Annotated in this window: 20 protein-coding genes and 5 tRNA genes; 1 reads left to right on the top strand and 24 read right to left on the bottom strand. The window is 42.8% G+C overall.

The features are described from left to right. The first annotated feature begins 86 nt into the window (after positions 1–86). The gene (locus SD449_RS08425) at positions 87–518 is read left to right on the top strand and encodes a hypothetical protein (protein WP_318309934.1); all 432 of its coding nucleotides are present in this window, start codon (positions 87–89) and stop codon (positions 516–518) included. A 34-nt stretch (positions 519–552) separates the two neighbouring features. Here SD449_RS08425 and SD449_RS08420 read toward each other — a convergent pair whose 3' ends face one another. The 24 genes from SD449_RS08420 to SD449_RS08305 form a co-directional block, all read right to left on the bottom strand. Continuing rightward, positions 553–864: a DUF3467 domain-containing protein gene (locus tag SD449_RS08420; protein ID WP_318309933.1), complete on the bottom strand. Its 312-nt coding sequence runs from the start codon at positions 862–864 to the stop codon at positions 553–555. Positions 865–922: 58 nt separating this feature from the next. Beyond that, positions 923–5,221, bottom strand: a complete 4,299-nt coding sequence (gene rpoC / locus SD449_RS08415) for a DNA-directed RNA polymerase subunit beta' (RefSeq protein ID WP_318309931.1) — start codon at positions 5,219–5,221, stop codon at positions 923–925. Positions 5,222–5,260: 39 nt separating this feature from the next. Then, the gene (gene rpoB, locus SD449_RS08410; protein WP_207033361.1) at positions 5,261–9,070 is read right to left on the bottom strand and encodes a DNA-directed RNA polymerase subunit beta; all 3,810 of its coding nucleotides are present in this window, start codon (positions 9,068–9,070) and stop codon (positions 5,261–5,263) included. 127 nt (positions 9,071–9,197) lie between these two features. Continuing rightward, positions 9,198–9,578, bottom strand: a complete 381-nt coding sequence (gene rplL / locus SD449_RS08405; protein WP_207033363.1) for a 50S ribosomal protein L7/L12 — start codon at positions 9,576–9,578, stop codon at positions 9,198–9,200. 55 nt (positions 9,579–9,633) lie between these two features. Beyond that, entirely contained in the window at positions 9,634–10,152 is a 519-nt protein-coding gene (rplJ, locus tag SD449_RS08400) for a 50S ribosomal protein L10 (RefSeq protein ID WP_108247117.1), read from the bottom strand. Between the two features lie 22 nt (positions 10,153–10,174). Further along, positions 10,175–10,867, bottom strand: a complete 693-nt coding sequence (rplA, locus tag SD449_RS08395; protein ID WP_318309928.1) for a 50S ribosomal protein L1 — start codon at positions 10,865–10,867, stop codon at positions 10,175–10,177. Between the two features lie 20 nt (positions 10,868–10,887). Further along, the gene (gene rplK / locus SD449_RS08390) at positions 10,888–11,325 is read right to left on the bottom strand and encodes a 50S ribosomal protein L11 (protein ID WP_318309927.1); all 438 of its coding nucleotides are present in this window, start codon (positions 11,323–11,325) and stop codon (positions 10,888–10,890) included. A gap of 67 nt (positions 11,326–11,392) precedes the next feature. Continuing rightward, entirely contained in the window at positions 11,393–11,944 is a 552-nt protein-coding gene (gene nusG / locus SD449_RS08385; RefSeq protein WP_127140999.1) for a transcription termination/antitermination protein NusG, read from the bottom strand. Positions 11,945–11,956: 12 nt separating this feature from the next. After that, positions 11,957–12,145, bottom strand: a complete 189-nt coding sequence (gene secE, locus SD449_RS08380) for a preprotein translocase subunit SecE (RefSeq protein ID WP_220114146.1) — start codon at positions 12,143–12,145, stop codon at positions 11,957–11,959. Positions 12,146–12,236: 91 nt separating this feature from the next. Then, positions 12,237–12,309, bottom strand: a tRNA-Trp gene (locus SD449_RS08375). A gap of 70 nt (positions 12,310–12,379) precedes the next feature. Further along, the gene (tuf, locus tag SD449_RS08370) at positions 12,380–13,567 is read right to left on the bottom strand and encodes an elongation factor Tu (RefSeq protein WP_318309922.1); all 1,188 of its coding nucleotides are present in this window, start codon (positions 13,565–13,567) and stop codon (positions 12,380–12,382) included. Positions 13,568–13,615: 48 nt separating this feature from the next. Next, positions 13,616–13,687, bottom strand: a tRNA-Thr gene (locus tag SD449_RS08365). Positions 13,688–13,783: 96 nt separating this feature from the next. Continuing rightward, a tRNA-Gly gene (locus tag SD449_RS08360) sits at positions 13,784–13,856 on the bottom strand. 78 nt (positions 13,857–13,934) lie between these two features. Beyond that, a tRNA-Tyr gene (locus tag SD449_RS08355) sits at positions 13,935–14,017 on the bottom strand. Between the two features lie 23 nt (positions 14,018–14,040). After that, positions 14,041–14,114, bottom strand: a tRNA-Thr gene (locus SD449_RS08350). 101 nt (positions 14,115–14,215) lie between these two features. Further along, positions 14,216–14,518, bottom strand: a complete 303-nt coding sequence (gene hpf, locus SD449_RS08345; RefSeq protein WP_318309920.1) for a ribosome hibernation-promoting factor, HPF/YfiA family — start codon at positions 14,516–14,518, stop codon at positions 14,216–14,218. A gap of 54 nt (positions 14,519–14,572) precedes the next feature. Continuing rightward, the gene (locus tag SD449_RS08340) at positions 14,573–15,463 is read right to left on the bottom strand and encodes a tyrosine-type recombinase/integrase (protein WP_318309919.1); all 891 of its coding nucleotides are present in this window, start codon (positions 15,461–15,463) and stop codon (positions 14,573–14,575) included. 98 nt (positions 15,464–15,561) lie between these two features. Then, positions 15,562–15,756, bottom strand: a complete 195-nt coding sequence (gene rpsU / locus SD449_RS08335) for a 30S ribosomal protein S21 (RefSeq protein ID WP_318309917.1) — start codon at positions 15,754–15,756, stop codon at positions 15,562–15,564. 92 nt (positions 15,757–15,848) lie between these two features. Next, positions 15,849–17,018: an acyl-CoA dehydrogenase family protein gene (locus tag SD449_RS08330; RefSeq protein WP_318309916.1), complete on the bottom strand. Its 1,170-nt coding sequence runs from the start codon at positions 17,016–17,018 to the stop codon at positions 15,849–15,851. Between the two features lie 10 nt (positions 17,019–17,028). Beyond that, positions 17,029–17,883: a ComEA family DNA-binding protein gene (locus SD449_RS08325; RefSeq protein ID WP_318309915.1), complete on the bottom strand. Its 855-nt coding sequence runs from the start codon at positions 17,881–17,883 to the stop codon at positions 17,029–17,031. 19 nt (positions 17,884–17,902) lie between these two features. After that, positions 17,903–19,966, bottom strand: coding sequence for an amino acid carrier protein (locus SD449_RS08320; RefSeq protein WP_318309914.1), 2,064 nt, complete (start codon positions 19,964–19,966; stop codon positions 17,903–17,905). Between the two features lie 85 nt (positions 19,967–20,051). Then, a complete protein-coding gene (locus SD449_RS08315) occupies positions 20,052–21,059 on the bottom strand; it encodes a potassium channel family protein (RefSeq protein ID WP_318309912.1) in 1,008 nt (335 codons plus the stop codon). A gap of 2 nt (positions 21,060–21,061) precedes the next feature. Beyond that, positions 21,062–21,289 (bottom strand): PspC domain-containing protein, encoded by a 228-nt coding sequence (locus SD449_RS08310; protein WP_318309910.1) that lies wholly within the window; start codon positions 21,287–21,289, stop codon positions 21,062–21,064. A gap of 8 nt (positions 21,290–21,297) precedes the next feature. Then, positions 21,298–22,578: a DUF2851 family protein gene (locus SD449_RS08305; RefSeq protein ID WP_318309908.1), complete on the bottom strand. Its 1,281-nt coding sequence runs from the start codon at positions 22,576–22,578 to the stop codon at positions 21,298–21,300. Positions 22,579–22,593: the final 15 nt, after the last annotated feature.

Below are 22,593 nucleotides of genomic sequence, written 5' to 3'. Positions count from 1 at the left end.
AGTACACCACTGTAAAAGAATTGGTTACAATCACCGAATGACTTTTTTTCGTACATTGATTAACGTAACCAATAAATAATCTAATTATGATGACTTCTGTTAAACCGCCTGTTTGGTTCTGGGTGGTGAGCGTAATCGCTCTTTTGTGGAATCTTATCGGGGTGATGAACTATCTCAATCAAGCCTATAACCAAGTGGCGCTATTGGAAGGTATGGACCAAGTCCAACGCGAAGCTTTTGAGGGCATTCCCGCTTGGGCAACTGCTGCTTTTGCCATTGCCGTTTTTTCAGGAACATTGGCCTCCATTGGTCTTTTGGTACGCAAAAAATGGGCAATCACACTTTTTGCAATTTCCTTGTTCGCCGCTGTGGCCCAATTCTTCCATTGGTTGTTCATCTCCAATGCAGTGGAAGCTTTTGGACCTTCTACTTATGCCATGCCAATTGTAGTTGTCTTTATAGGAATTTACCTGATTTTCTTCTCAAAAAAGGCTTTCCAAAAAGGTTGGTTGAAATAAAGAAATAGAAAAGCCCCGATTTTCGGGGCTTTTTTTATGCTTCACCAGTAGGTCCAAAGTTCAGGGGAATTGCTGGTTGCTCGTAATCCTGAATAGGTCCGTGTACTTTTTCAAACTTACTGACATTATCATTCAGTGCCTTCAATAGCTTTTTGGCGTGCTGGGGCGTCAGTATTATCCTGCTCTTCACCTTGGCCTTGGGCGCTCCGGGCATTAGGCTAATAAAGTCCACAACGAACTCGGAAACGGAGTGGTTGATAATGGCCAGATTGGAATATGTTCCTTCTGCCGTTTTTTCATCCAACTCTATATTGATCTGTTTTTGCTTTTTATTTTCTTCTGCCATAACGTAATCTCGTCTTAAAAAGAAAAACCCTGACCAACTGGCCAGGGTTTGTTTTTATTTAGAATTTGAATTCCTCTTTTCGGGCCATGATCTCATCGTACTCCTCTTTGGAACCTACGATGATACTATCATAATCCCTCATACCTGTACCGGCCGGAATCTTATGTCCTACAATAACATTTTCCTTCAATCCTTCCAAGGTATCGATCTTACCGCTTACCGCAGCTTCGTTCAACACTTTGGTAGTTTCTTGGAACGATGCAGCCGAAATAAAGGATTTGGTCTGCAACGATGCTCTGGTAATACCCTGCAAAATCGGTGTCGCTGTTGCAGCAACAGCGTCCCTTGCGGTAACCAAGGTCTTGTCCTCTCTTCTTAGAATAGAGTTTTCATCCCTTAGTTCACGGATAGTTACGATTTGACCTGGTTTCAATCTTTCGGAATCACCGGCATCCTCGACCACTTTTTTACCGAAAATCTCATCGTTTTCATTGATAAAGTCATCTTTGTGTACCAACTGGTTCTCCAAGAAGATCGTATCTCCTGGATCTTGGATCTTAACCTTTCGCATCATTTGTCTTACAACGACCTCAAAGTGTTTGTCGTTGATTTTCACACCTTGCAAACGGTATACTTCCTGTACCTCGTTCACCAAGTATTGCTGTACCGCAGATGGTCCTTTAATGGCCAAGATGTCTTCTGGTGTAATGGAACCATCGGACAATGGCATACCTGCACGTACGTAGTCATTCTCCTGTACCAAGATTTGGTTGGACAATTTGACCAAGTACTTTTTGACATCGCCAGTCTTGGATTCGATAATGATCTCGCGGTTACCACGTTTGATCTTACCAAAAGAAACCACACCATCGATTTCGGATACCACTGCTGGGTTGGATGGGTTACGTGCTTCGAAAAGCTCGGTCACCCTTGGAAGACCACCGGTAATATCCCCTGCCTTGGCAGATTTACGTGGGATTTTCACCAAGATCTTGCCTTCCTTCACCTTGTCTCCATCATCAATCATAAGGTGGGAACCAACTGGCAAGTTGTACGAACGTAATGTTTCACCTTTACCATCTTGTATCAACAAGGTAGGTATCAGTTTTTTGTTCCTAGATTCGGAAATAACCTTTTCTTGGAAACCGGTCTGTTCATCGATTTCAACTTGATAGGTTACACCCTGCTCAATATTCTCGTATGCAATCTTTCCTGTAAACTCAGAAACGATAACACCGTTATATGGATCCCATTCACAGATTACGGTTCCTTTGGATATTTTCTCGCCGTCCTTGATATACAACTGAGAACCATAAGGAATGTTATTTGTGCTTAGGGTAATTCCTGTTTTTTGATCAACGATCTTAACTTCGGAAGTTCTGGAAATTACAATGTTGGTTTTGCTACCATCACTGTTTTCACTTTCAACGACCCTTAGATCTTCAATCTCTGCAATACCATCGAATTTGGACTCCAACTTGTTGTCCTCTGATATGTTACCTGCAATACCACCCACGTGGAAGGTACGCAATGTCAGCTGTGTACCGGGCTCTCCAATGGATTGCGCGGCTACAACACCAACAGCTTCACCCCTTTGTACCATTTTGTTGGTCGCGAGGTTTCTACCGTAACATTTTGCACAAATTCCTTGTTCAGCCTCACAGGTCAACGGTGATCTTACTTCGATTTTCTCAATTGGAGCAGCTTCAACACGTCTTACATCGACCTCATTGATCTCTTGTCCAGCTCTTAGGATAAGCTCCTCGGTCAATGGGTTGTACACATCGTGCAACGATACCCTACCCAAGATTCTTTCACCTAAGGTTTCAACAATTTCCTCATTTTTCTTCAATGGCTCCACTTCGATACCCCTCAAGGTTTCACAGTCTTCGCTGTTAACGATAACATCCTGCGAAACATCTACCAAACGTCTGGTCAAGTAACCTGCATCCGCCGTTTTCAAAGCGGTATCCGCAAGACCTTTACGCGCACCGTGGGTAGAGATAAAGTATTCCAAAATCGACAATCCTTCTTTAAAGTTGGAAAGAATCGGGTTTTCGATAATTTCACCACCACCAGCGGTAGATTTTTTAGGCTTGGCCATCAATCCACGCATACCGGTCAACTGACGGATCTGCTCTTTGGAACCCCTCGCACCGGAATCCAACATCATATACACGGAGTTGAACCCTTGCTTGTCCTCACGGATTCGTTTCATCGCCAATTCGGTCAACATAGCGTTGGTAGATGTCCAAACATCGATTACCTGGTTGTAACGCTCGTTGTTGGTGATAAGACCCATGTTATAGTTCATCATGATACCATCGACCTGCTCGTTTGCCTCGCTGATCATATCCTGCTTTTCCGCTGGAATGATGATATCTCCCAAACTAAAGGATAGACCACCTTTAAAGGCGAAATCGTATCCCATGGCCTTGATTTTGTCCAAGAAATCGGCTGTTGTCGGTACATCGGTCACAGCCAAAATGTCCCCGATAATATTCCTTAGGGCCTTCTTGTTCAATACTTGGTTGATGAATCCTGCTTGTTCTGGCACTACAGTGTTGAACAATACACGACCCACTGTGGTCTCAATAATTTTGTTGACCAACTCACCTTCTTCGTTAAAATCTTTGGTTCTTACCTTAATGCCCGCGTTCAGCGAAACTTTCTTCTCATTAAAGGCAATTTCCACTTCCTCGGAAGAATAGAAGGTCAAACCTTCACCCATTACAGGTTCCTCTTCGGTAGATTTTTTCTCCTTGGTCATATAGTACAATCCCAAAACCATGTCCTGAGATGGTACGGTGATAGGAGAACCGTTCGCTGGGTTAAGGATGTTCTGTGAAGCCAACATCAACAATTGGGCTTCCAAAATGGCCTCTGGTCCCAATGGCAAGTGAACTGCCATCTGATCCCCATCAAAATCCGCGTTAAATGCGGTACATGCCAATGGGTGCAAACGAATCGCCTTACCTTCGATAAGTTTTGGCTGGAACGCTTGTATACCCAATCTGTGCAATGTGGGGGCACGGTTCAACAATACTGGGTGTCCTTTAAGGACGTTTTCAAGAATGTCCCATACTACGGGCTCTTTCTTGTCTATAATCTTTTTCGCAGATTTAACGGTCTTTACAATACCTCTTTCAATCAACTTACGGATGATGAAAGGCTTGTACAGCTCGGCGGCCATATCTTTGGGAAGACCACATTCGTACAATTTCAATTCCGGCCCAACGACGATTACGGAACGGGCGGAGTAATCCACACGTTTACCCAAAAGGTTTTGACGGAAACGACCTTGCTTACCTTTCAAGGAATCGGAAAGGGATTTCAATGGCCTGTTTGATTCTGTTTTTACCGCAGATGCCTTTCTTGTGTTATCGAAAAGGGAATCCACCGCTTCTTGAAGCATACGTTTTTCGTTCCTCAAGATCACCTCGGGCGCCTTGATTTCCATCAAACGCTTCAAACGGTTGTTACGGATGATTACCCTACGGTACAGGTCGTTCAAATCGGAAGTCGCAAAACGACCCCCGTCCAACGGCACCAACGGACGCAATTCTGGTGGGATCACAGGAATTACCTTCATGATCATCCACTCAGGGTTGTTCTCCCGATTTCCTTGCGACTCACGCAAAGCTTCCACTACCTGAAGACGTTTCAGGGCCTCGGTCTTACGTTGTTTAGAGGTTTCTGTGTTCGCCTTGTGACGTAGTTCGTAGGACAATTGTTCCAAATCGATTCTGGACAAGATCTCTATCAAACACTCGGCACCCATTTTGGCGATGAACTTGTTTGGATCGTTGTCCTCCAAGTATTGGTTCTCGGAAGGAAGCGTTTCCAATATGTTCAAGTATTCCTCTTCGGTCAAGAAATCCATTTTTTGGATTTCCTCACCTTCTGGACCTTTGGCAATACCGGGCTGGATGACCACATACCTTTCGTAGTAGATGATCATGTCCAACTTTTTGGAAGGCAATCCCAAAAGGTATCCTATTTTGTTCGGCAACGAACGGAAGTACCAGATGTGTGCTACGGGAACCACCAAATTGATGTGTCCCACACGGTCCCTACGTACTTTCTTTTCCGTCACTTCAACACCACAACGGTCACAAACGATTCCACGGTAACGGATTCTCTTGTATTTACCACAGGCACATTCGTAATCCTTTACAGGACCAAAAATACGCTCGCAGAACAATCCATCACGCTCTGGTTTGTGCGTTCTATAGTTAATGGTTTCAGGCTTCAACACTTCTCCACGGGACTCTGCCAAAATCGACTCTGGAGATGCCAATCCGATGGAAATTTTGTTGAACCTTTTTTGTGCGTTATTATCTTTTATTCTAGCCATAACAATATGGTGATGATATAATTAATGTAATATAGTGTTCTACTCTTCCAAACGGATATCCAAGCCCAAACCTTTAAGTTCGTGCATCAATACGTTGAAAGATTCTGGCAAACCAGGTTCTGGCATGGTCTCACCTTTTACGATGGTCTCATAGGTCTTGGCTCTTCCGATAACATCATCGGACTTAACGGTCAATATCTCCCTAAGGGTAGATGACGCTCCGTAAGCTTCCAATGCCCAAACTTCCATCTCTCCAAAACGCTGACCACCAAACTGAGCTTTACCACCCAATGGTTGCTGTGTGATCAAGGAGTATGGCCCAATAGATCTTGCGTGCATCTTATCGTCTACCATGTGACCTAGTTTCAACATGTAGATGACACCAACGGTTGCACGTTGGTCAAAACGCTGACCTGTTCCTCCATCATATAGGTAGGTGTGTCCAAATCTTGGAATACCTGCTTCATCGGTAATCTTATTGATTTCATCCAATGAGGCACCATCGAAAATTGGAGTCGCATATTTTTGACCCAACTTCAATCCGGCCCAACCCAATACGGTTTCATAGATCTGACCAATGTTCATCCTTGAAGGTACACCAAGTGGGTTCAATACGATATCCACTGGGGTTCCATCTTCCAAGAACGGCATATCCTCTTGACGAACGATACGGGCCACGATACCTTTGTTACCGTGACGACCTGCCATTTTATCACCTACTTTCAACTTACGTTTTTTAGCGATATAAACTTTGGCCAACTTCATGATACCTGCAGGAAGTTCATCTCCAACAGAGATGGTGAACTTGTCCCTTCTAAGGTTACCTTGAATATCGTTCAATTTGATTTTGTAGTTGTGCAACAAATCGGCTACCAAAGCATTGGTATCGTCATCCGTTGTCCAGCTACCTCCTACCAAGTGAGCGAAATCGTCAACAGCGTTCAACATTTTGATGGTGTATTTCTTTCCTTTTGGAAGTACTTCTTCACCCAAATCATTGATTACACCTTGAGATGTTTTTCCACTGATCAATCCAAACAACTTCTCGATCAATTCATCTTTAAGTTGTTGGAACTTCACTTCGTAGTCCAACTCCAATCTTGAAATGGCCTCTTTATCTTCTGAACGTTTTCTCTTGTCCTTGATGGAACGGGAGAACAATTTCTTATCGATAACAACACCTCTCAATGATGGAGAAGCTTTCAATGAAGCATCCTTAACGTCACCTGCCTTATCACCAAAGATGGCACGCAACAATTTTTCTTCTGGAGTTGGGTCCGATTCTCCTTTAGGAGTAATCTTACCGATCAAGATATCACCAGGCTTCACTTCGGCACCGATACGGATCATACCGTATTCGTCCAAATCCTTTGTTGCCTCTTCGGATACGTTTGGAATATCGTTTGTCAATTCCTCTGCACCCAATTTGGTGTCCCTTACTTCAAGAGAGTACTCATCCACGTGGATAGAGGTAAAGATATCCTCGCGCACCACTTTTTCAGAGATTACGATCGCATCCTCAAAGTTGTATCCTTTCCAAGGCATAAAGGCCACCTTCATGTTTCTACCCAAGGCCAATTCACCTTTTTCGGTAGCATAACCTTCACAAAGTACCTGACCTTTTTTCACCTTGTCCCCTTTTCTTACGATTGGTTTCAAGTTGATACTGGTCCCTTGGTTTGTTTTTCTGAACTTCACCAATTGGTAGGTCTTCGAGTCATCGTCAAAGCTTACCAACCTTTCTTCATCGGTTCTATCGTACTTAATGGTGATCTTCTGTGCATCCACATACTCAACAACTCCATCTCCTTCGGCATTGATCAATACTCGGGAATCGGTAGCTACTTGTCTTTCCAGACCTGTACCTACAATCGGAGAGTCTGGTCTCAACAATGGAACTGCCTGACGCATCATGTTCGATCCCATCAACGCACGGTTCGCATCATCGTGCTCCAAGAACGGAATCAACGATGCGGAAATGGAAGCAATCTGGTTAGGCGCAACGTCGGTATATTTTACCTCTGTTGGGTCCACAACCGGGAAATCACCTTCTTCACGGGCAATTACCTTCTCCCTTTCAATGGTACCGTCATCTGCCAATGGAATGTTGGCTTGGGCAATCTTCATTCCTTCCTCTTCCTCTGCACTTAGGTAAATGTGATTTTTAGTATCCACTTTACCATTCTCTACTTTACGATAAGGAGTTTCCAAGAAGCCCATATTGTTCACCTTGGCAAACACGGACAATGAAGATATCAAACCAATGTTCGGTCCTTCAGGTGTCTCGATGGGACACAATCTTCCGTAGTGCGTATAGTGAACGTCACGCACCTCGAAACCGGCTCTTTCACGGGAAAGACCACCTGGCCCCAATGCGGACAATCTTCTTTTGTGTGTAATCTCGGCCAACGGGTTGGTCTGGTCCATGAACTGGGACAACTGGTTGGTTCCGAAGAAAGAATTGATCACGGAAGACAATGTCTTTGCGTTGATCAAATCTATCGGTGTAAACACTTCGTTGTCACGAACGTTCATACGCTCACGGATGGTACGTGCCATACGTGCCAAACCTACGCCAAACTGCTGGGACAATTGCTCCCCAACGGTTCTAACACGACGGTTGGACAAGTGATCGATATCATCAATCTCCGCTTTGGAGTTGATCAACTCGATCAAATATTTAATAATGGTGATGATATCTTCTTTGGTCAAAACTTGTTTGTCCATTCCGATATCCAATCCCAGTTTTTTGTTCATTCGGTAACGACCTACCTCACCTAAGTTGTAACGTTGGTCGGAGAAGAACAATTTATCGATAATACCACGAGCGGTCTCTTCATCTGGCGGCTCGGCATTACGTAATTGTCTATAGATATGTTCTACCGCTTCCTTTTCAGAGTTGGTAGGGTCCTTTTGCAAGGTGTTATGGATGATGGCGTAATCGGATTGCGCATTGTTTTCCTTGTGAAGCAAAATGGTCTTCACATCGGCATCAATGATCTCATCGATATGCTCTTTTTCCAAAACTGTATCACGATCAAGTACAATTTCGTTTCTTTCGATGGAAACCACTTCTCCTGTATCCTCGTCCACGAAATCCTCATGCCATGTGTTCAACACCCTAGCGGCCAATTTACGGCCCAATACTTTTTTAAGTCCGGATTTGGAAACCTTTACTTCTTCCGAAAGGTCGAAGATTTCCAAAATATCCTTGTCCCTTTCAAACCCGATGGCACGGAACAAAGTGGTTACCGGTAATTTTTTCTTCCTATCGATGTAGGCATACATCACCGAGTTGATATCGGTGGCGAACTCGATCCAAGATCCTTTGAACGGGATTACCCTGGCCGAATACAATTTTGTCCCGTTTGCGTGGAAAGATTGTCCAAAGAAAACTCCTGGAGATCTGTGCAACTGGGATACTACAACACGTTCCGCTCCGTTGATCACGAAAGTACCACTTGGAGTCATGTAAGGGATGGTTCCCAAATACACGTCCTGTACAATGGTTTCAAAATCTTCGTGCTCTGGATCGGTACAGTATAATTTTAGACGTGCCTTTAACGGTACGCTATAGGTAAGTCCACGCTCGATACATTCTTGGATGGAGTATCTTGGTGGATCAATGAAGTAATCCAAAAACTCAAGTACAAACTGATTTCTGGTATCGGTGATTGGAAAATTCTCCATGAAGGTGTTGTAGAGACCTTCGTTTCCTCTTTCGTCAGATTTAGTCTCAAGCTGAAAAAAGTCTTGAAACGATTTTATCTGAATGTCCAAGAAATCCGGGTATTCCGGTATGTTCTTAGCGGATGCGAAATTAACTCTTTCAATAGTGTTTGTGAACATCTATGGACAAATTTTGATCGTGATTACTAAGTGGGTTGGTGTACGGCTTTATACACTCCTTATATAAATAGGCTAAGGTCTAACCAAAAATGGAAAGACCTTAACCAAGTTCTAATGGGAAAAGCGATTATTTAAGCTCAACTTCTGCTCCAGCTTCTTCCAATGATTTTTTGATACCTTCTGCTTCGTCTTTAGAAATACCTTCTTTAACAGCTTTTGGTGCGCTATCAACGATATCTTTAGCCTCTTTAAGACCAAGACCTGTCAATTCTTTCACCAATTTAACAACTGCCAATTTAGAACCACCAGCAGCAGTAAGGATTACATCAAATTCTGATTTTTCTTCAGCAGCCTCACCACCTTCTGCGGCTCCACCACCAGCGGCAACAGCTACTGCAGCAGCAGCAGGCTCGATACCGTATTCTTCTTTTAAAATGTCGGCCAACTCATTTACCTCTTTTACTGTAAGGTTTACCAACTGTTCTGCAAAATCTTTTAAATCTGCCATTTTTCTATCGTTTAATAAAAATGTTTAAAAATATACTTAGTTTATTGTGCGCGAATTATTCTTTCTCAGACAAAGTCTTAAGGATACCTGCCAATTTACCGCCACCAGACTTAAGTCCAGAAATAACGTTTTTGGCTGGGGATTGCAACAATCCGATGATATCTCCGATAACTTCTTCCTTGGACTTGATATTAACAAGTGCATCAAGGTTGTTATCGCCGATATACACTGCCTCTTCAATAAAGGCACCTTTCAACAATGGTTTATCTGATTTTTTTCTAAAGTTCTTGATAAGTTTCGCTGGTGCATTTCCCGTTTCGGACAACATCAAAGATGTATTTCCTTTCAAAACTTCGGGAAGTTCGCCGAATTCCTTATCAGAAGCCTCCATTGCCTTTGCAAGCAATGTGTTCTTAACGACCGCAAGCTTAATGTTAGCCTTGAAACACGCTCTTCTTAAGTTAGAGGTGTCCACGGCATTCAATCCTGATATATCCGCCAAATAAATGTTTGGATTATCGGCCAACTGTGCAGTCAAGTCTTTTATTACTGTTGCTTTTTCTTCTCTTGTCATGTTAAAAAAATTGAACTACCAGTTACTGAACTGCTTTTGGGTCTAATTGAACACTAGGACTCATGGTGCTGGACAGATAGATACTTTTCATGTACACCCCTTTTGCAGCGGATGGCTTCATTTTGATCAAGGTATCAATCAATTCCCTTGCATTTCCAGCGATTTTGTCCGCGGAGAATGAAGCTTTTCCGATTGCAGCGTGTACAATACCTGTTTTGTCCACTTTAAAGTCGATTTTACCGGCCTTAACATCGGATACGGCTTTTGCCACATCCATGGTTACGGTTCCGGTCTTTGGATTGGGCATTAAACCTCTAGGTCCCAAAACTCGTCCCAATGGCCCCAATTTACCCATAACACTTGGCATAGTGATGATAACATCAACATCCGTCCAACCGTTTTTGATTTTATCCAAATATTCGTCCAACCCAACAAAATCAGCACCTGCCTCTTTAGCTTCTGCTTCTTTGTCCGGGGTCACCAAAGCCAAAACTTTAACGTCCTTACCTGTTCCATGGGGAAGGGTAACAACGCCACGCACCATTTGGTTTGCCTTTCTTGGGTCTACGCCCAGACGAACTGCAATATCCACAGATGCATCAAATTTTACATTGGTTATTTCTTTTACTAAAGCGGAGGCCTCTTCCAAAGTATAGAGTTTGTTCTTATCTATCTTGGCCTGGGCTTCTTTTTGCTTTTTAGTCAATCTTGCCATTTCTTAATTGCTTTCAGATTTTAAAAAGGTCTTGGTCCTGCTATTTTCAGACCCATAGATCTTGCAGTTCCTGCAACCATACTCATTGCAGATTCCACGGTAAAAGCATTAAGGTCCGCCATTTTGTCCTCGGCGATTGCTTTTACCTGATCCCAGGTAACTGAACCATTTTTAACCCTGTTAGGTTCTCCCGATCCTTTTTTAATCTTAGCCGCTTCCATCAATTGAACTGCCGCAGGTGGTGTTTTTACAACGAAATCGAAAGATTTGTCCTTGTAAACGGTGATAACAACGGGCAATATTTTGCCTTGTTTGTCCTGTGTACGAGCATTAAACTGCTTACAGAACTCCATGATGTTAACACCAGCAGCACCTAAGGCGGGTCCAACCGGTGGCGATGGGTTCGCAGCACCTCCCCTAACTTGTAATTTAACTACCTTATCTACTTCTTTTGCCATTGTTTCTAATTAAATTCAAAGTGTGTCAATTGGAAGCAACACAGCTTTATATATGTAACAGCTCTATTTATACTTTTTCAACTTGCATATAGCTGAGTTCCAATGGTGTCTTTCTTCCGAAAATTTTCACCATTACCTCCAGCTTGCGTTTTTCTTCATTGATTTTTTCAACAGTTCCATTGAATCCGTTGAAAGGTCCATCAATAACCTTAACAGTTTCACCGAGCACGAAAGGAATTGCAACATTGTCCGTATTCACGGCCAATTCATCCACTTTACCGAGCATTCGGTTAACTTCAGATTTCCTCAAAGGAATAGGGTCACCACCTTTTACCTCGCCCAAGAAACCAATAACATTGGTTATGGAACGGATAATATGGACCATTTCCCCGCCAAGATTGGCCTTTATCATGATATATCCTGGAAAGTAAACTCGCTCTTTGTTTATTTTCTTTCCATTTCTAATCTGAACAACTTTTTCGGTAGGGACCAGAACCTCGTCAAGGTAGTCACCAAAACCGGCTCGTTCTACCTCGCTTTCAATATAGCCCTTGATCTTATTTTCCTGACCACTGACCGCTCTAACCACATACCATTTTTTCTCCAGAACCTCAGACATATCGACCGATCTTTATCCTATTAATTTTTCAAAATACAATGTAATCAACTTACTGAACAAAGAATCCACTCCCCATGTGGCCAAAGCGAACAAGATGGAAAAGACCGCTACAATAACCATTAGATTGGAAGCTTTGCTTCTCTCCAACCAAGTAACATTGTTTTTAAGTTCTTCTAAGGATTCTTTTATGTAAGTGACCATGATTTACCGTATTTTGCTTGCATGCTTCAACTGCGCAAAGCGGAGTCTTAGTAGAGATTTTCATCCCATCATGCCTATGTCTTTCTATTCGCACGGGAGGAGAGACTCGAACTCCCGACACCTGGTTTTGGAGACCAGTGCTCTACCAACTGAGCTACACCCGTTTATAATTACACTGAAAGGTATCCCGAGTAAATCGGAACACCCTTGAGTGCAATTGTATTGTAAAAATGATTAATCTAGAATCTCAGTAACCTGACCAGCTCCTACTGTTCTACCTCCTTCACGGATAGCAAAACGTAGACCCACGTTCAACGCGATTGGCTGAATCAAATCAACAGTGATTGTCAAGTTATCACCAGGCATAACCATTTCAACTCCATCAGGAAGGTTAATATTTCCTGTTACGTCAGTTGTACGAACGTAGAACTGTGGACGGTAGTTGTTGTGGAACGGCGTGTGACGACCACCTTCTTCTTTTTTAAGGATATAAACCTCAGCTTTGAATTTGGCGTGTGGCTTAACGGAACCTGGCTTACAGATTACCATACCTCTTTTGATATCGGATTTCTCGATACCTCTCAAAAGAAGACCAACGTTATCACCAGCTTCACCTCTATCCAATATTTTACGGAACATCTCAACACCTGTAATGGTAGAAGTCAACTTCTCAGCACCCATACCGATGATATCTACAGGGTCACCAGTATTGGCAACACCAGTTTCGATACGACCAGTAGCAACGGTACCACGACCAGTAATGGTGAATACGTCCTCGATAGGCATTAGGAAGTCTTTGTCAACCTCACGTGTTGGCTCCTCGATCCAGCTATCCACAGCTTCCATCAATTCCATAACAGTGTCAACCCATTTTTGCTCACCGTTCAAAGCACCAAGTGCAGAACCAGCGATTACAGGTCCATTGTCACCATCGTACTCGTAGAAAGAAAGCAATTCTCTTACTTCCATTTCAACAAGCTCCAATAGCTCCTCATCATCTACCATGTCAACTTTGTTCAAGAAAACAACGATACGTGGAATACCTACCTGACGACCAAGAAGGATGTGCTCGCGAGTCTGTGGCATAGGACCATCAGTTGCAGCAACCACCAAAATAGCACCGTCCATCTGAGCAGCACCAGTAACCATGTTCTTTACGTAATCCGCGTGACCAGGACAGTCAACGTGTGCGTAGTGACGGTTAGCAGTTTGGTACTCAACATGCGAAGTGTTGATAGTAATACCTCTTTCTTTTTCTTCAGGAGCGTTATCGATGGAGTCAAAGCTTCTAAGCTCGGACAAACCAGCGTTAGCCAATACAGTGGTAATAGCAGCAGTCAATGTTGTTTTACCGTGATCCACGTGTCCAATGGTACCAATATTTAAGTGTGGTTTGGAACGATCAAAAGTTTCCTTTGCCATTTTAAAATAATTTTAATCTTAGTTTATATTAGTGTACAAATCGTTTTGAGCCAATGACGGGAATTGAACCCGTGACCTCTTCCTTACCAAGGAAACGCTCTACCCCTGAGCTACACCGGCCTATGGGTTATCAGGTTTAGAGTTTAAAGTTACAAGCTTAGCTCGTCAAAACTTCAACCTTTTTCTACTTGTATCTGTAAAGATTCAAGTTTATTGAGCGGGAGACCGGGTTCGAACCGGCGACATTCAGCTTGGAAGGCTGACGCTCTACCAACTGAGCTACTCCCGCATTTTTTTGGATTTTCATCCAAAGATTTCAATATTTCAAAAAACCTTCCGCCCAAATTGTTCCGACGAACAATCGTTGTGGGGGGAGCAGGATTCGAACCTGCGAAGGTAAAAACCAACAGATTTACAGTCTGTCCTCGTTGGCCGCTTGAGTATCCCCCCGCCTTATTTTTCAGTAACTTACGAGCCGATAGAGGGACTCGAACCCACGACCTGCTGATTACAAATCAGCTGCTCTAGCCAGCTGAGCTATATCGGCATTTCACCGCTTTTTTCTCACTAAAAAAGCCCGCTATTTCTAACGGACTGCAAATGTATATATTTATATTTTAATTCAAAATAAATTTTGAAAAATTTTCATCAAGCTTTCGCCCTAAGCTTTTCCTTCTTTTTGACCAGTTGTCTTTCCAAGGAACTACATGCCGAATCGACCGCCTCTTCAAACGACTTACATTGTTTTTTTACCATGATTTTATCCCGTGGAACAAATACCATGATTTCCACTATCTTATTCTCTTTTGCACTTGTGTTTTCAACTTTCAGATATACGTCCGATTCAATGACCTTGTCGTAGAACAATTCCAATTTGTCCATTCGCTTTTGGACAAAGTCGATGAGCTTTCCATCAGCCGTAAAATTTACCGATTGTGCGTTTACTTTCATAAGACGAAGTTTTTAATACTGTCTTGGACAGTGAAGTTAAACAATACAAGAATGTTACTTCTTGTTTCTTGGGTGGGCCTTTTGATGTACTTTCTTCAGTTCGGCAATACTGTTGTGCGTGTACACTTGCGTAGATGCCAAACTGGAATGACCCAACAATTCCTTTACGGAATTTAAATCTGCCCCTCTGTTCAGCAAGTGCGTTGCAAAGGTGTGCCTCAATATATGAGGACTCTTTTTTACTTTGGGGGACACTAAACTAAAATACTTATTTATGGTTCGATAAACAAGCGTTTCATAAATTTTAAGACCTTCTTTTGTTAACAACAAATAGGGCGATTGCGACTGTTCCTTTTGCTCGGAGCGCTTTATAAGGTAATCTTTTATCAGTTCTATAGTGGGCGGGAGCAATGGAAGTATGCGTTCTTTGTTCCTTTTTCCCAATACCTTGATAACCTGTCCTGTCAGGTTCACATCCTGCATTTTAAGGCTGACCAATTCCGCCCTTCGTATTCCGGTCGTATACAAAAGTTCTATAATAAGTTTGTCCCGGATACCCTCAAAATCATCATCAAATGGGATTTCGGACAAAATGGCCTCCATTTCGCCCTCGGAAAAAGGAACCTCCACTTTTTTACTGGTCTTGAGTGCCCGGTGCTTCACCAAAGGAGAAATAGTAATATCCCCAACCTTCAACAAAAATTTATAATAGGCCTGCAGTGAAGATATTTTTCTGTTGATGGATCTATTGGAAACCCCTTGATCGGACAAATCAACGATCCAATTCCTGATCAATGGATAGGAAACGGATACAATATTATGTTCTCCGTGATGCTCTTGGCAATACTTGGCAAAAGACCCAATATCCTTTTCATAAGCTTTTATGGTGTGCTCGGAATAATTCTTTTCCAATCTCAAATAGGATATAAAAGCGGATACGGACATATACCAAAGGTAGCGATTACAATTACTGTATTCCTAAAACGAAAAATCCCGTTCCAATATTGGAACGGGATATATATATATTTTGTGAAGCGACTGCCCTATACTTCTTCTTGGTCCCTAAGACTTTGAATGTACTGTGCTTTTTGAATTTGCGCTCTACGCTCTACAGAAGGCTTTGTAAACTGCTGCCTTGATCTCAACTGGCGCATTGTACCTGTCCTGTCGAACTTACGTTTAAAACGTTTTAGGGCTCTATCGATGTTTTCTCCTTCTTTTACTGGTATTATTAACATGGGCTACAACCTCCTTTCTTTTAGATTTTGGAGTGCAAATATACAAATGAAATTCAACCGTAAAAGAAATAATTTATTTTTTTGACGAACGGCTATTCCGAGCTCTTTCTGTACTCCTTCTTGTCCACGATGATCTTTGCCAAAATTTCCCTCAAAATTTCCGAAGTGCCCCCACCTATCGGCCCCAACCTACTGTCGCGGCTCAATCTTGCCATGGGGTAATCCTCAATATAGCCATAACCGCCCAAAAACTGGAGGCAATGGTAGATGACCTCATCGGCCATTTTCGTTGATTTGAGCTTGGAAATCGTAGCTTCTTTCACCACATAGGCACCTTTCTCCATTTGGGCAACCGTAGTATAATTAAATTGTTTGCAAAGCAACATATCCGAATACAGGTCCACCAGTCGATGGCGCAAAGCCTGAAATTGATCAATGGTTCTGCCAAAAGCTTCACGCTCGGACATATATTGCAGCGCATAGTCCAATGCGTACTCGGCCCTTGCATGCGCATTGATGCCCATGACCAAACGTTCCAAAGCAAAGGCTTCCATAATGTACCCGAAACCGGAATTTTCCTCTCCCAATAAATTTGAGGTCGGAACTTCCACATTGTCAAAAGCCAGTTCTGCGGTATCGGATGCCCTCCATCCCAATTTGTTCAATTTACTGGAAGTGACACCCTTGGCATTCTTGTCCACAACGAACATGCTTATCCCTTTGTGACCGGCATCCATATCGGTTTTTGCGGCCAAAATGATATAGTCCCCGTACACCCCGTTGGTAATGAAGGTTTTGGAGCCGTTCACAATGTAAACATCACCTTTTTTCTCAGCAGTGGTCCGCATAGCGGCAACGTCACTGCCACCAAATGGTTCGGAAACACCCAAACAACCAATCTTTTCACCTAGAACACTAGGTTCCAAATAGGCCTTCTTTTGCTCATCGTTACCCAATTTGTTCAAATAGGTCATGGCCAAGTACTGATGCGCCCACATGGCGGCGGCAAAACCCCCGGAGTTGATCTTTTGTAATTCTTCCAGAAAAATAACGGTGTAAAAAAGGTCGAGCCCCATGCCTGAATAAGCTTCGGGGGTCATCAGTCCAAAATACCCCATCTCCCCGAACTTGTTCCAAATAAATCTATCTATTTTACCAGAGTCCTCCCATTTTTCGATATGGGGAACAACTTCTTTTTGTAGAAAACTTTTTAAACTCTCCCGGAAAAGATTGTGCTCTTCCGTGAAGTACATATTGATCATACCACCTTTTTTATAAGGACAAATATAAGGCTATTCTATCTAGTTTTTCGGATGGAAATGTATCGACCTTTTTCAAATCTTCAAATGTTTCGAACGGACCATTTTGATTTCGATAAGAGATCATATTGTACGCCAAGGTTTTGGGAATATAGACCAATCTTGACAGCTCATCCACGGAAGCTTTGTTTATATTGATCTTCTCCACAGATGGGGTTTTCAACACTTGGAACTTGAGCAGAGTCTTCTCCACAACCTCGGGTTCCAAGCCATAAACGTCGTAAAGTTGTTCGTTTGCCAAAAAGCCGCCCAGCCTATCACGAAATTTAATTATCCTTGCGGAAAGAGTTTTCCCGATACCATAAATAGCTTCCAAATCTTCCGCCGTGGCCCCGTTCAAATCTTTGACCACCGTCTTTTCAACGGTTTTACTTTCCGTCTTCCTTGGGTTTTGATTCTTATGTGTCCAATCGGGGAATTTAAAATATGGGGAAAGTGCGTTCAATAATGAATCTGAAATGCCTGTGACTTTTTGAAACTCGCTAGCGGAATTCACAAAGTTGCCCTGCTCCCGATACCCAAAAAGTTTGTCCAATTCCACTGTGGACAATCCCAAGGAGTAGCCCCGGTAATCAGAAATATAGTTTGGGTTGAATGGATAAATTTTTGATGCTGCTTCGGACTGTTGAATTTTAAGGCTGTCTATTTTAGCTTGTTCCGAAGCATCCAAAACAAACCTGGATTCCGGACGTGACGTGTTTGCCTTTGCGAAATAATATCCACCCTGCAAAAGGATGACTATCAGCAACAAAAAGAAAATCCCACTTCGTTCTTGTTTGTTGAACCTGAAGTGGGATTGTTTTCTCATTATATGTTTAGTTCAAAACCTAAGCTTTCAATTTCTTGAAGAGTTGGCCGGCCTTCAATTTCTGTAAATAGCCATCCAAATCTTTTCTGACCTCACCGGACATTATATAAAGTCCAATGATGTTCGGGAAGGACATCGCCAAAATCATCATATCGGAGAAATCCAGCACCGCGCCCAAACTTACGGATGCACCCACTACAACAAATACCAAGAAAAGCATTTTGTAGACCATTTCGGAACGTTTGCTCTTTCCAAAAAGATAGGTCCAGGCTCTCATTCCGTAATATGACCATGAAATCATGGTTGAAAATGCAAAAAGGAATACTGCCAATGCTAAAATGTACGGGAACCAAGATATTTGGCTACCAAAAGCATCCGAGGTCAACTGTGCTCCGGCCATACCTTCCACTTCGTGCATTCCCGTAAAGATCAAAACCAAGGCAGTAAGGGTACACACCACTACCGTATCGATGAAAGGCTCCAGCAATGCCACAAAACCTTCGGATGGCGGATGGTTCGTTTTGGCCGCACTGTGTGCGATGGCCGCAGAACCTACACCGGCCTCATTGGAAAATGCCGCTCGCTGAAAACCTATTACGAGAACGCCCAGTATTCCACCTTTTAAAGCGGAAGGGCTGAAAGCTCCTTCAAAAATAGCTGAAAACGCAGGGCCGATATTTTGAATATTCATGATGATCACGGCAAGGGCAGCCACAATATAAATGGATGCCATGATCGGTACAATCTTTCCTGTTACCTTGGCTATACTGCTGATTCCTCCTATAATTACGACACCTACCAGTATTGCGGTAACCACACCGAACCAAAATCCATTTCCTGCCAAAACAGGGAACTGGCCGGCCAATTGTTCAAAGGATTGGTTTGCCTGGAACATATTTCCTCCACCGAAAGAAGCTCCAACGGCTAGTACGGCAAATACACCTGCCAGTACCTTTCCGAACCCTTTCATATTTCTTTTTTCCAGTCCGTATCTTAAATAGTTCATGGGACCACCAAATACACGTCCATCAGGAAGGATATCGCGGTATTTTACCCCAAGGGTACATTCCACAAATTTGGAAGACATACCCAACAAACCACAAACGATCATCCAAAAAGTAGCTCCTGCCCCACCCAATGAAACAGCAACGGCAACACCTGCAATATTTCCAAGACCTACGGTTCCGGAAACTGCTGTGGCCAAAGCCTGAAAGTGGGTCACCTGACCAGGAGCATTGGGGTCATCATATTTTCCTTTGGCCAAGTCAATGGAATGTTTAAATCCACGCACATTGATGAAGCCCATTCGAATGGTAAAGAACAACGCACCTAGCACCAACCAGATCACGATAAACGGAATACCCTTGATTATCGGGTCTCCATTTGGGTGTATCATTGCCACTGGCTCATCATAAGCGATTTCCGCAAAATAGTGCGCGCCCTGTTCTATAACATGTTCAAGATTTTCAGAGTTGTAGATGACATTGCCTTCTTTGACCTTATGCTGAAGTTTTCCCTTGGCATTGGACTTGATGGTAATATCACCTTGCTTGCCACTGGTTATTATAGCAATATCTTCGCCCTTGGTGACACTTTCACCATCTCCTTTCAGCCATTCCTTAAGTATAAATTTATCCTGGGTCTCATTGTTCCAATCAGGAATCCCGATCAACTTTACATCGGCATAGGCTACAGGATCATAAATCCCAATGGCAGCAAAAGGATCCCAGAAAAGTACGGAACCCAATGCGCTTACCGCCGGGGTCATTGTACCATTAAAAACTTCGGTAATGGATTCTGTCTCCACTTTAAATTCCTTGGTAACGGAATTACCTGCGGCGTCTGTAACGACCACACTATATGGTATGCCCTCGACCAGCCCTGTGGCAGATTTGGAGGTAAGCGGTGTACTTTGACTGCTCCATTTGTAGGTGTAGGGTTCAACTCCGCCGTCAACTTCAAGTTCTATAGCGCCGTCATTAATGTTATCAGAGACATTGTATGTTTTGCCGACTACGGTCAGTTCCTGAGAAAATCCAGTGGTCAGTGCAAAAAAAGACAATAGAATAAGAAAATACTTCATATGTTGGAATTAGTTAGTTTTCGGTATGGTAAAGGCAGCAATATCTAAAAAAAAATCAACGCTATCAAATTTTATGTTTTTTTAACTAGCCTATCTGAAACATTTGGTTCAACTTCCTGATTTGCTCTGGTCTACCCAATACAATTACCTTGCTATTGGGCTGGAGAACCATGTCTGCCTCGGGGTTGATGATATATTTGCCAAAGGGATCTATGTAGCCTATTATGGTGCAACCTGTTTTTCTTCGCAGGTCTAGATCACGGAGGGAGTGACAATCCATTTGATTGGTAAAATCCTCGATGCTCACCTCCTCCAAATTTGTAGTATGTTCTCCCTCAAGGGACAGTTGGTCCAAAAAAGTAATCAGGTCCGGCATTACTACCAAGGAGGCCATATGGTCCCCTCCTATTTTATCGGGCATTATGACCTTGTTAGCACCTGCGAATTGTAATTTTTTCACCGATGTGATTTGAGAGGCCCTACTGATTATAAAAAGATTTTTGTTGAGTTGCCTTGCGGAAAGTACAATAAAAAGGTTGGCGGCATCGTCTGGAACTGCGGTTATCAGATATTGGGCGCGGTCAATGCCGGCCTGGAGCAGGACCTCGTCTTCGTTCGCGTCGCCCTCCACAAACAGCACGTCCTCTCCATGTCGCTCTATGATCTCCTTATCTTTTTCGATGACCACAAAGGGTTTCTTGTAAGCAATCAATTTTTCAGCGGCCTGCATCCCGTTTCTACCAAAACCGCAGACCACAACATGGTTTGAAAAACTGTCTATCTGTTTTTTCACTTTTCTCTTTTTTAGTACTTCCAATGAGTTTCTCCCCAAAATGTATTCGGTAACCACCGAAATGGCAAAACCAAATATAAATACACTGGTGACGATTAAAAATACGGTAAAAATCTTTGCGTTGGCATCCAAGGGCCTTACCTCGGAGAAACCAACGGTGGTCACCGTAATGATCGTCATATAAATGGCCTCTATCCAAGTAAAGTCGGATAAGACCTTGTACCCGATCACCCCGAAAAGAAGCACCATAACCATTAAGGAAAGGGCCAACAAGATTCTGGAACGCATTAATCTTATCATGATCAAAGGTCAAATACGGAGGTTCTTTTTGTATAGATCAAGTCTTTAATCCTTAGCCAGAACGCAATAAAAAGATAAAGGGCAAATCCAAATCCAAGGGTAACAAAAGTCAAATAAATAAAACTGGTCCTGACCACCCGGGCCCTAATACCAAGTCTTTCGGCAATACGCCCACAGACCTCGAAGCCCCTTTTTTGAAAGTAATATAGGATGTTATAGAATAAAGACATGGTTAAAATTATGTATTTCTATTCAATAATTGAGTGCCAATGGTACATTGCATGCATTTATTTTTGGAACAATAATTATTGTACAGCTCCAATTTAGCCTGGCTTTCGAGTGCATTTCTGGTTTTTGAGCCTATTTTTTCAAAGTTTTCAATAATGGAATTGTCCTCCCTTGCCAACTGCGACACCAATCCGATCAGCCCTTCGTTACACTCTTGCCCCAAGCTTTTGGCATAACAGAACTTGAGCGGAACAATGGTATTGATAATGATAAGGTCTATGAATTTTTTCGATAACTTCTTGGTACGTCCTTTGGAAGGCTTACCAAAGGTATAGTGCTCTTCCCAATAGGGTCCGGCACCTACTTCAAAAACCTTATAAATGGCATCAAGTTGTCGCAAATCCATCAGTTTGGAAAATAGTTGCTGTTCGTTCGCATATAAATTGACCAATTGGGAAATCCGTACAGTGGGAAAGTTGAGGGGCCTCAACCCAAAAAACTCAGGTTTCACTGTATTTTTGGACAAACCAAATTTATGGGATTGATATTGATACTCTTTTTTGAGGTTTAAAAAATAGGTGTCCGTACAATCATCGACTTCCAACAGACCAAAGAAGCCAAAAAGCAAAGCCTCCAGTTCAAACGGTTTTGTTATGGTCTTTCGGACAGTGGAGAAATTAAGTTGTTGCGCACGCTCCAAGAAATAGGCTCCGTTTACTTTGGAACCAAAGTTTTTTGCCAACAGCACAAAGAGGACGGCCTCCCAATCATTCTTGGAAGCTTCCAGCAATTGCGTGATCAACATGGACTTTTGTTCCAGGCGTTCTATATACAATCGATGCAGCCAATTCTCCATTAAAAAGGCATCAATGCTATTTACATCCTGCTCACAGTTGATAAAATTGGTTCTTGAACTTTCAAAAAGGTTTTGATAACCGAGCAGCAGTTCATCGGAAATATATTTTTTCACCTCCAAGGTAGGTATCTGTGAACCGTCCTTTCTAAAAACAGCAATGTCATCCTCCCAAACTACATGGAGAATGACATTGTCATAATTTTCATCGGTTTCGTGATGATGCACATACCAATCTGAAGATTTAAGGTGCATCTCCACATTGCCTGCCCATAACTGTCCATCGATCTCGACCTTTGCATTGAAGAAATCGGGACCTGCAAACCTATTTTGGGTTCCGGTGGACCGGACCGCAATAGTTTCACCGTTTCCGGTGCATAGCTGTTTTGTTGGAAGCTTGTTGTGCTTCCAGATAAAATAAAGTAGGTCTTCTCGCATTGATTTGGGATAAAT

Source organism: Flagellimonas crocea, from assembly GCF_033441595.1.
GTDB lineage: Bacteria > Bacteroidota > Bacteroidia > Flavobacteriales > Flavobacteriaceae > Flagellimonas > Flagellimonas crocea.
The sequence above is the reverse complement of the archived record's forward strand: the minus strand, read 5'-3'. Positions and strand labels throughout refer to the sequence as shown.

Bases quoted from the DNA above. Each gene is read 5' to 3' on its own strand.
- SD449_RS08425 (WP_318309934.1), top strand. From the start codon at position 87: ATGATGACTTCTGTTAAACCGCCTGTTTGGTTCTGGGTGGTGAGCGTA.
- SD449_RS08420 (WP_318309933.1), bottom strand. From the start codon at position 864: ATGGCAGAAGAAAATAAAAAGCAAAAACAGATCAATATAGAGTTGGAT.
- rpoC (WP_318309931.1), bottom strand. From the start codon at position 5,221: ATGGCTAGAATAAAAGATAATAACGCACAAAAAAGGTTCAACAAAATT.
- rpoB (WP_207033361.1), bottom strand. From the start codon at position 9,070: ATGTTCACAAACACTATTGAAAGAGTTAATTTCGCATCCGCTAAGAAC.
- rplL (WP_207033363.1), bottom strand. From the start codon at position 9,578: ATGGCAGATTTAAAAGATTTTGCAGAACAGTTGGTAAACCTTACAGTA.
- rplJ (WP_108247117.1), bottom strand. From the start codon at position 10,152: ATGACAAGAGAAGAAAAAGCAACAGTAATAAAAGACTTGACTGCACAG.
- rplA (WP_318309928.1), bottom strand. From the start codon at position 10,867: ATGGCAAGATTGACTAAAAAGCAAAAAGAAGCCCAGGCCAAGATAGAT.
- rplK (WP_318309927.1), bottom strand. From the start codon at position 11,325: ATGGCAAAAGAAGTAGATAAGGTAGTTAAATTACAAGTTAGGGGAGGT.
- nusG (WP_127140999.1), bottom strand. From the start codon at position 11,944: ATGTCTGAGGTTCTGGAGAAAAAATGGTATGTGGTTAGAGCGGTCAGT.
- secE (WP_220114146.1), bottom strand. From the start codon at position 12,145: ATGGTCACTTACATAAAAGAATCCTTAGAAGAACTTAAAAACAATGTT.
- tuf (WP_318309922.1), bottom strand. From the start codon at position 13,567: ATGGCAAAGGAAACTTTTGATCGTTCCAAACCACACTTAAATATTGGT.
- hpf (WP_318309920.1), bottom strand. From the start codon at position 14,518: ATGAAAGTAAACGCACAATCGGTAAATTTTACGGCTGATGGAAAGCTC.
- SD449_RS08340 (WP_318309919.1), bottom strand. From the start codon at position 15,463: ATGTCCGTATCCGCTTTTATATCCTATTTGAGATTGGAAAAGAATTAT.
- rpsU (WP_318309917.1), bottom strand. From the start codon at position 15,756: ATGTTAATAATACCAGTAAAAGAAGGAGAAAACATCGATAGAGCCCTA.
- SD449_RS08330 (WP_318309916.1), bottom strand. From the start codon at position 17,018: ATGATCAATATGTACTTCACGGAAGAGCACAATCTTTTCCGGGAGAGT.
- SD449_RS08325 (WP_318309915.1), bottom strand. From the start codon at position 17,883: ATGAGAAAACAATCCCACTTCAGGTTCAACAAACAAGAACGAAGTGGG.
- SD449_RS08320 (WP_318309914.1), bottom strand. From the start codon at position 19,966: ATGAAGTATTTTCTTATTCTATTGTCTTTTTTTGCACTGACCACTGGA.
- SD449_RS08315 (WP_318309912.1), bottom strand. From the start codon at position 21,059: ATGATAAGATTAATGCGTTCCAGAATCTTGTTGGCCCTTTCCTTAATG.
- SD449_RS08310 (WP_318309910.1), bottom strand. From the start codon at position 21,289: ATGTCTTTATTCTATAACATCCTATATTACTTTCAAAAAAGGGGCTTC.
- SD449_RS08305 (WP_318309908.1), bottom strand. From the start codon at position 22,578: ATGCGAGAAGACCTACTTTATTTTATCTGGAAGCACAACAAGCTTCCA.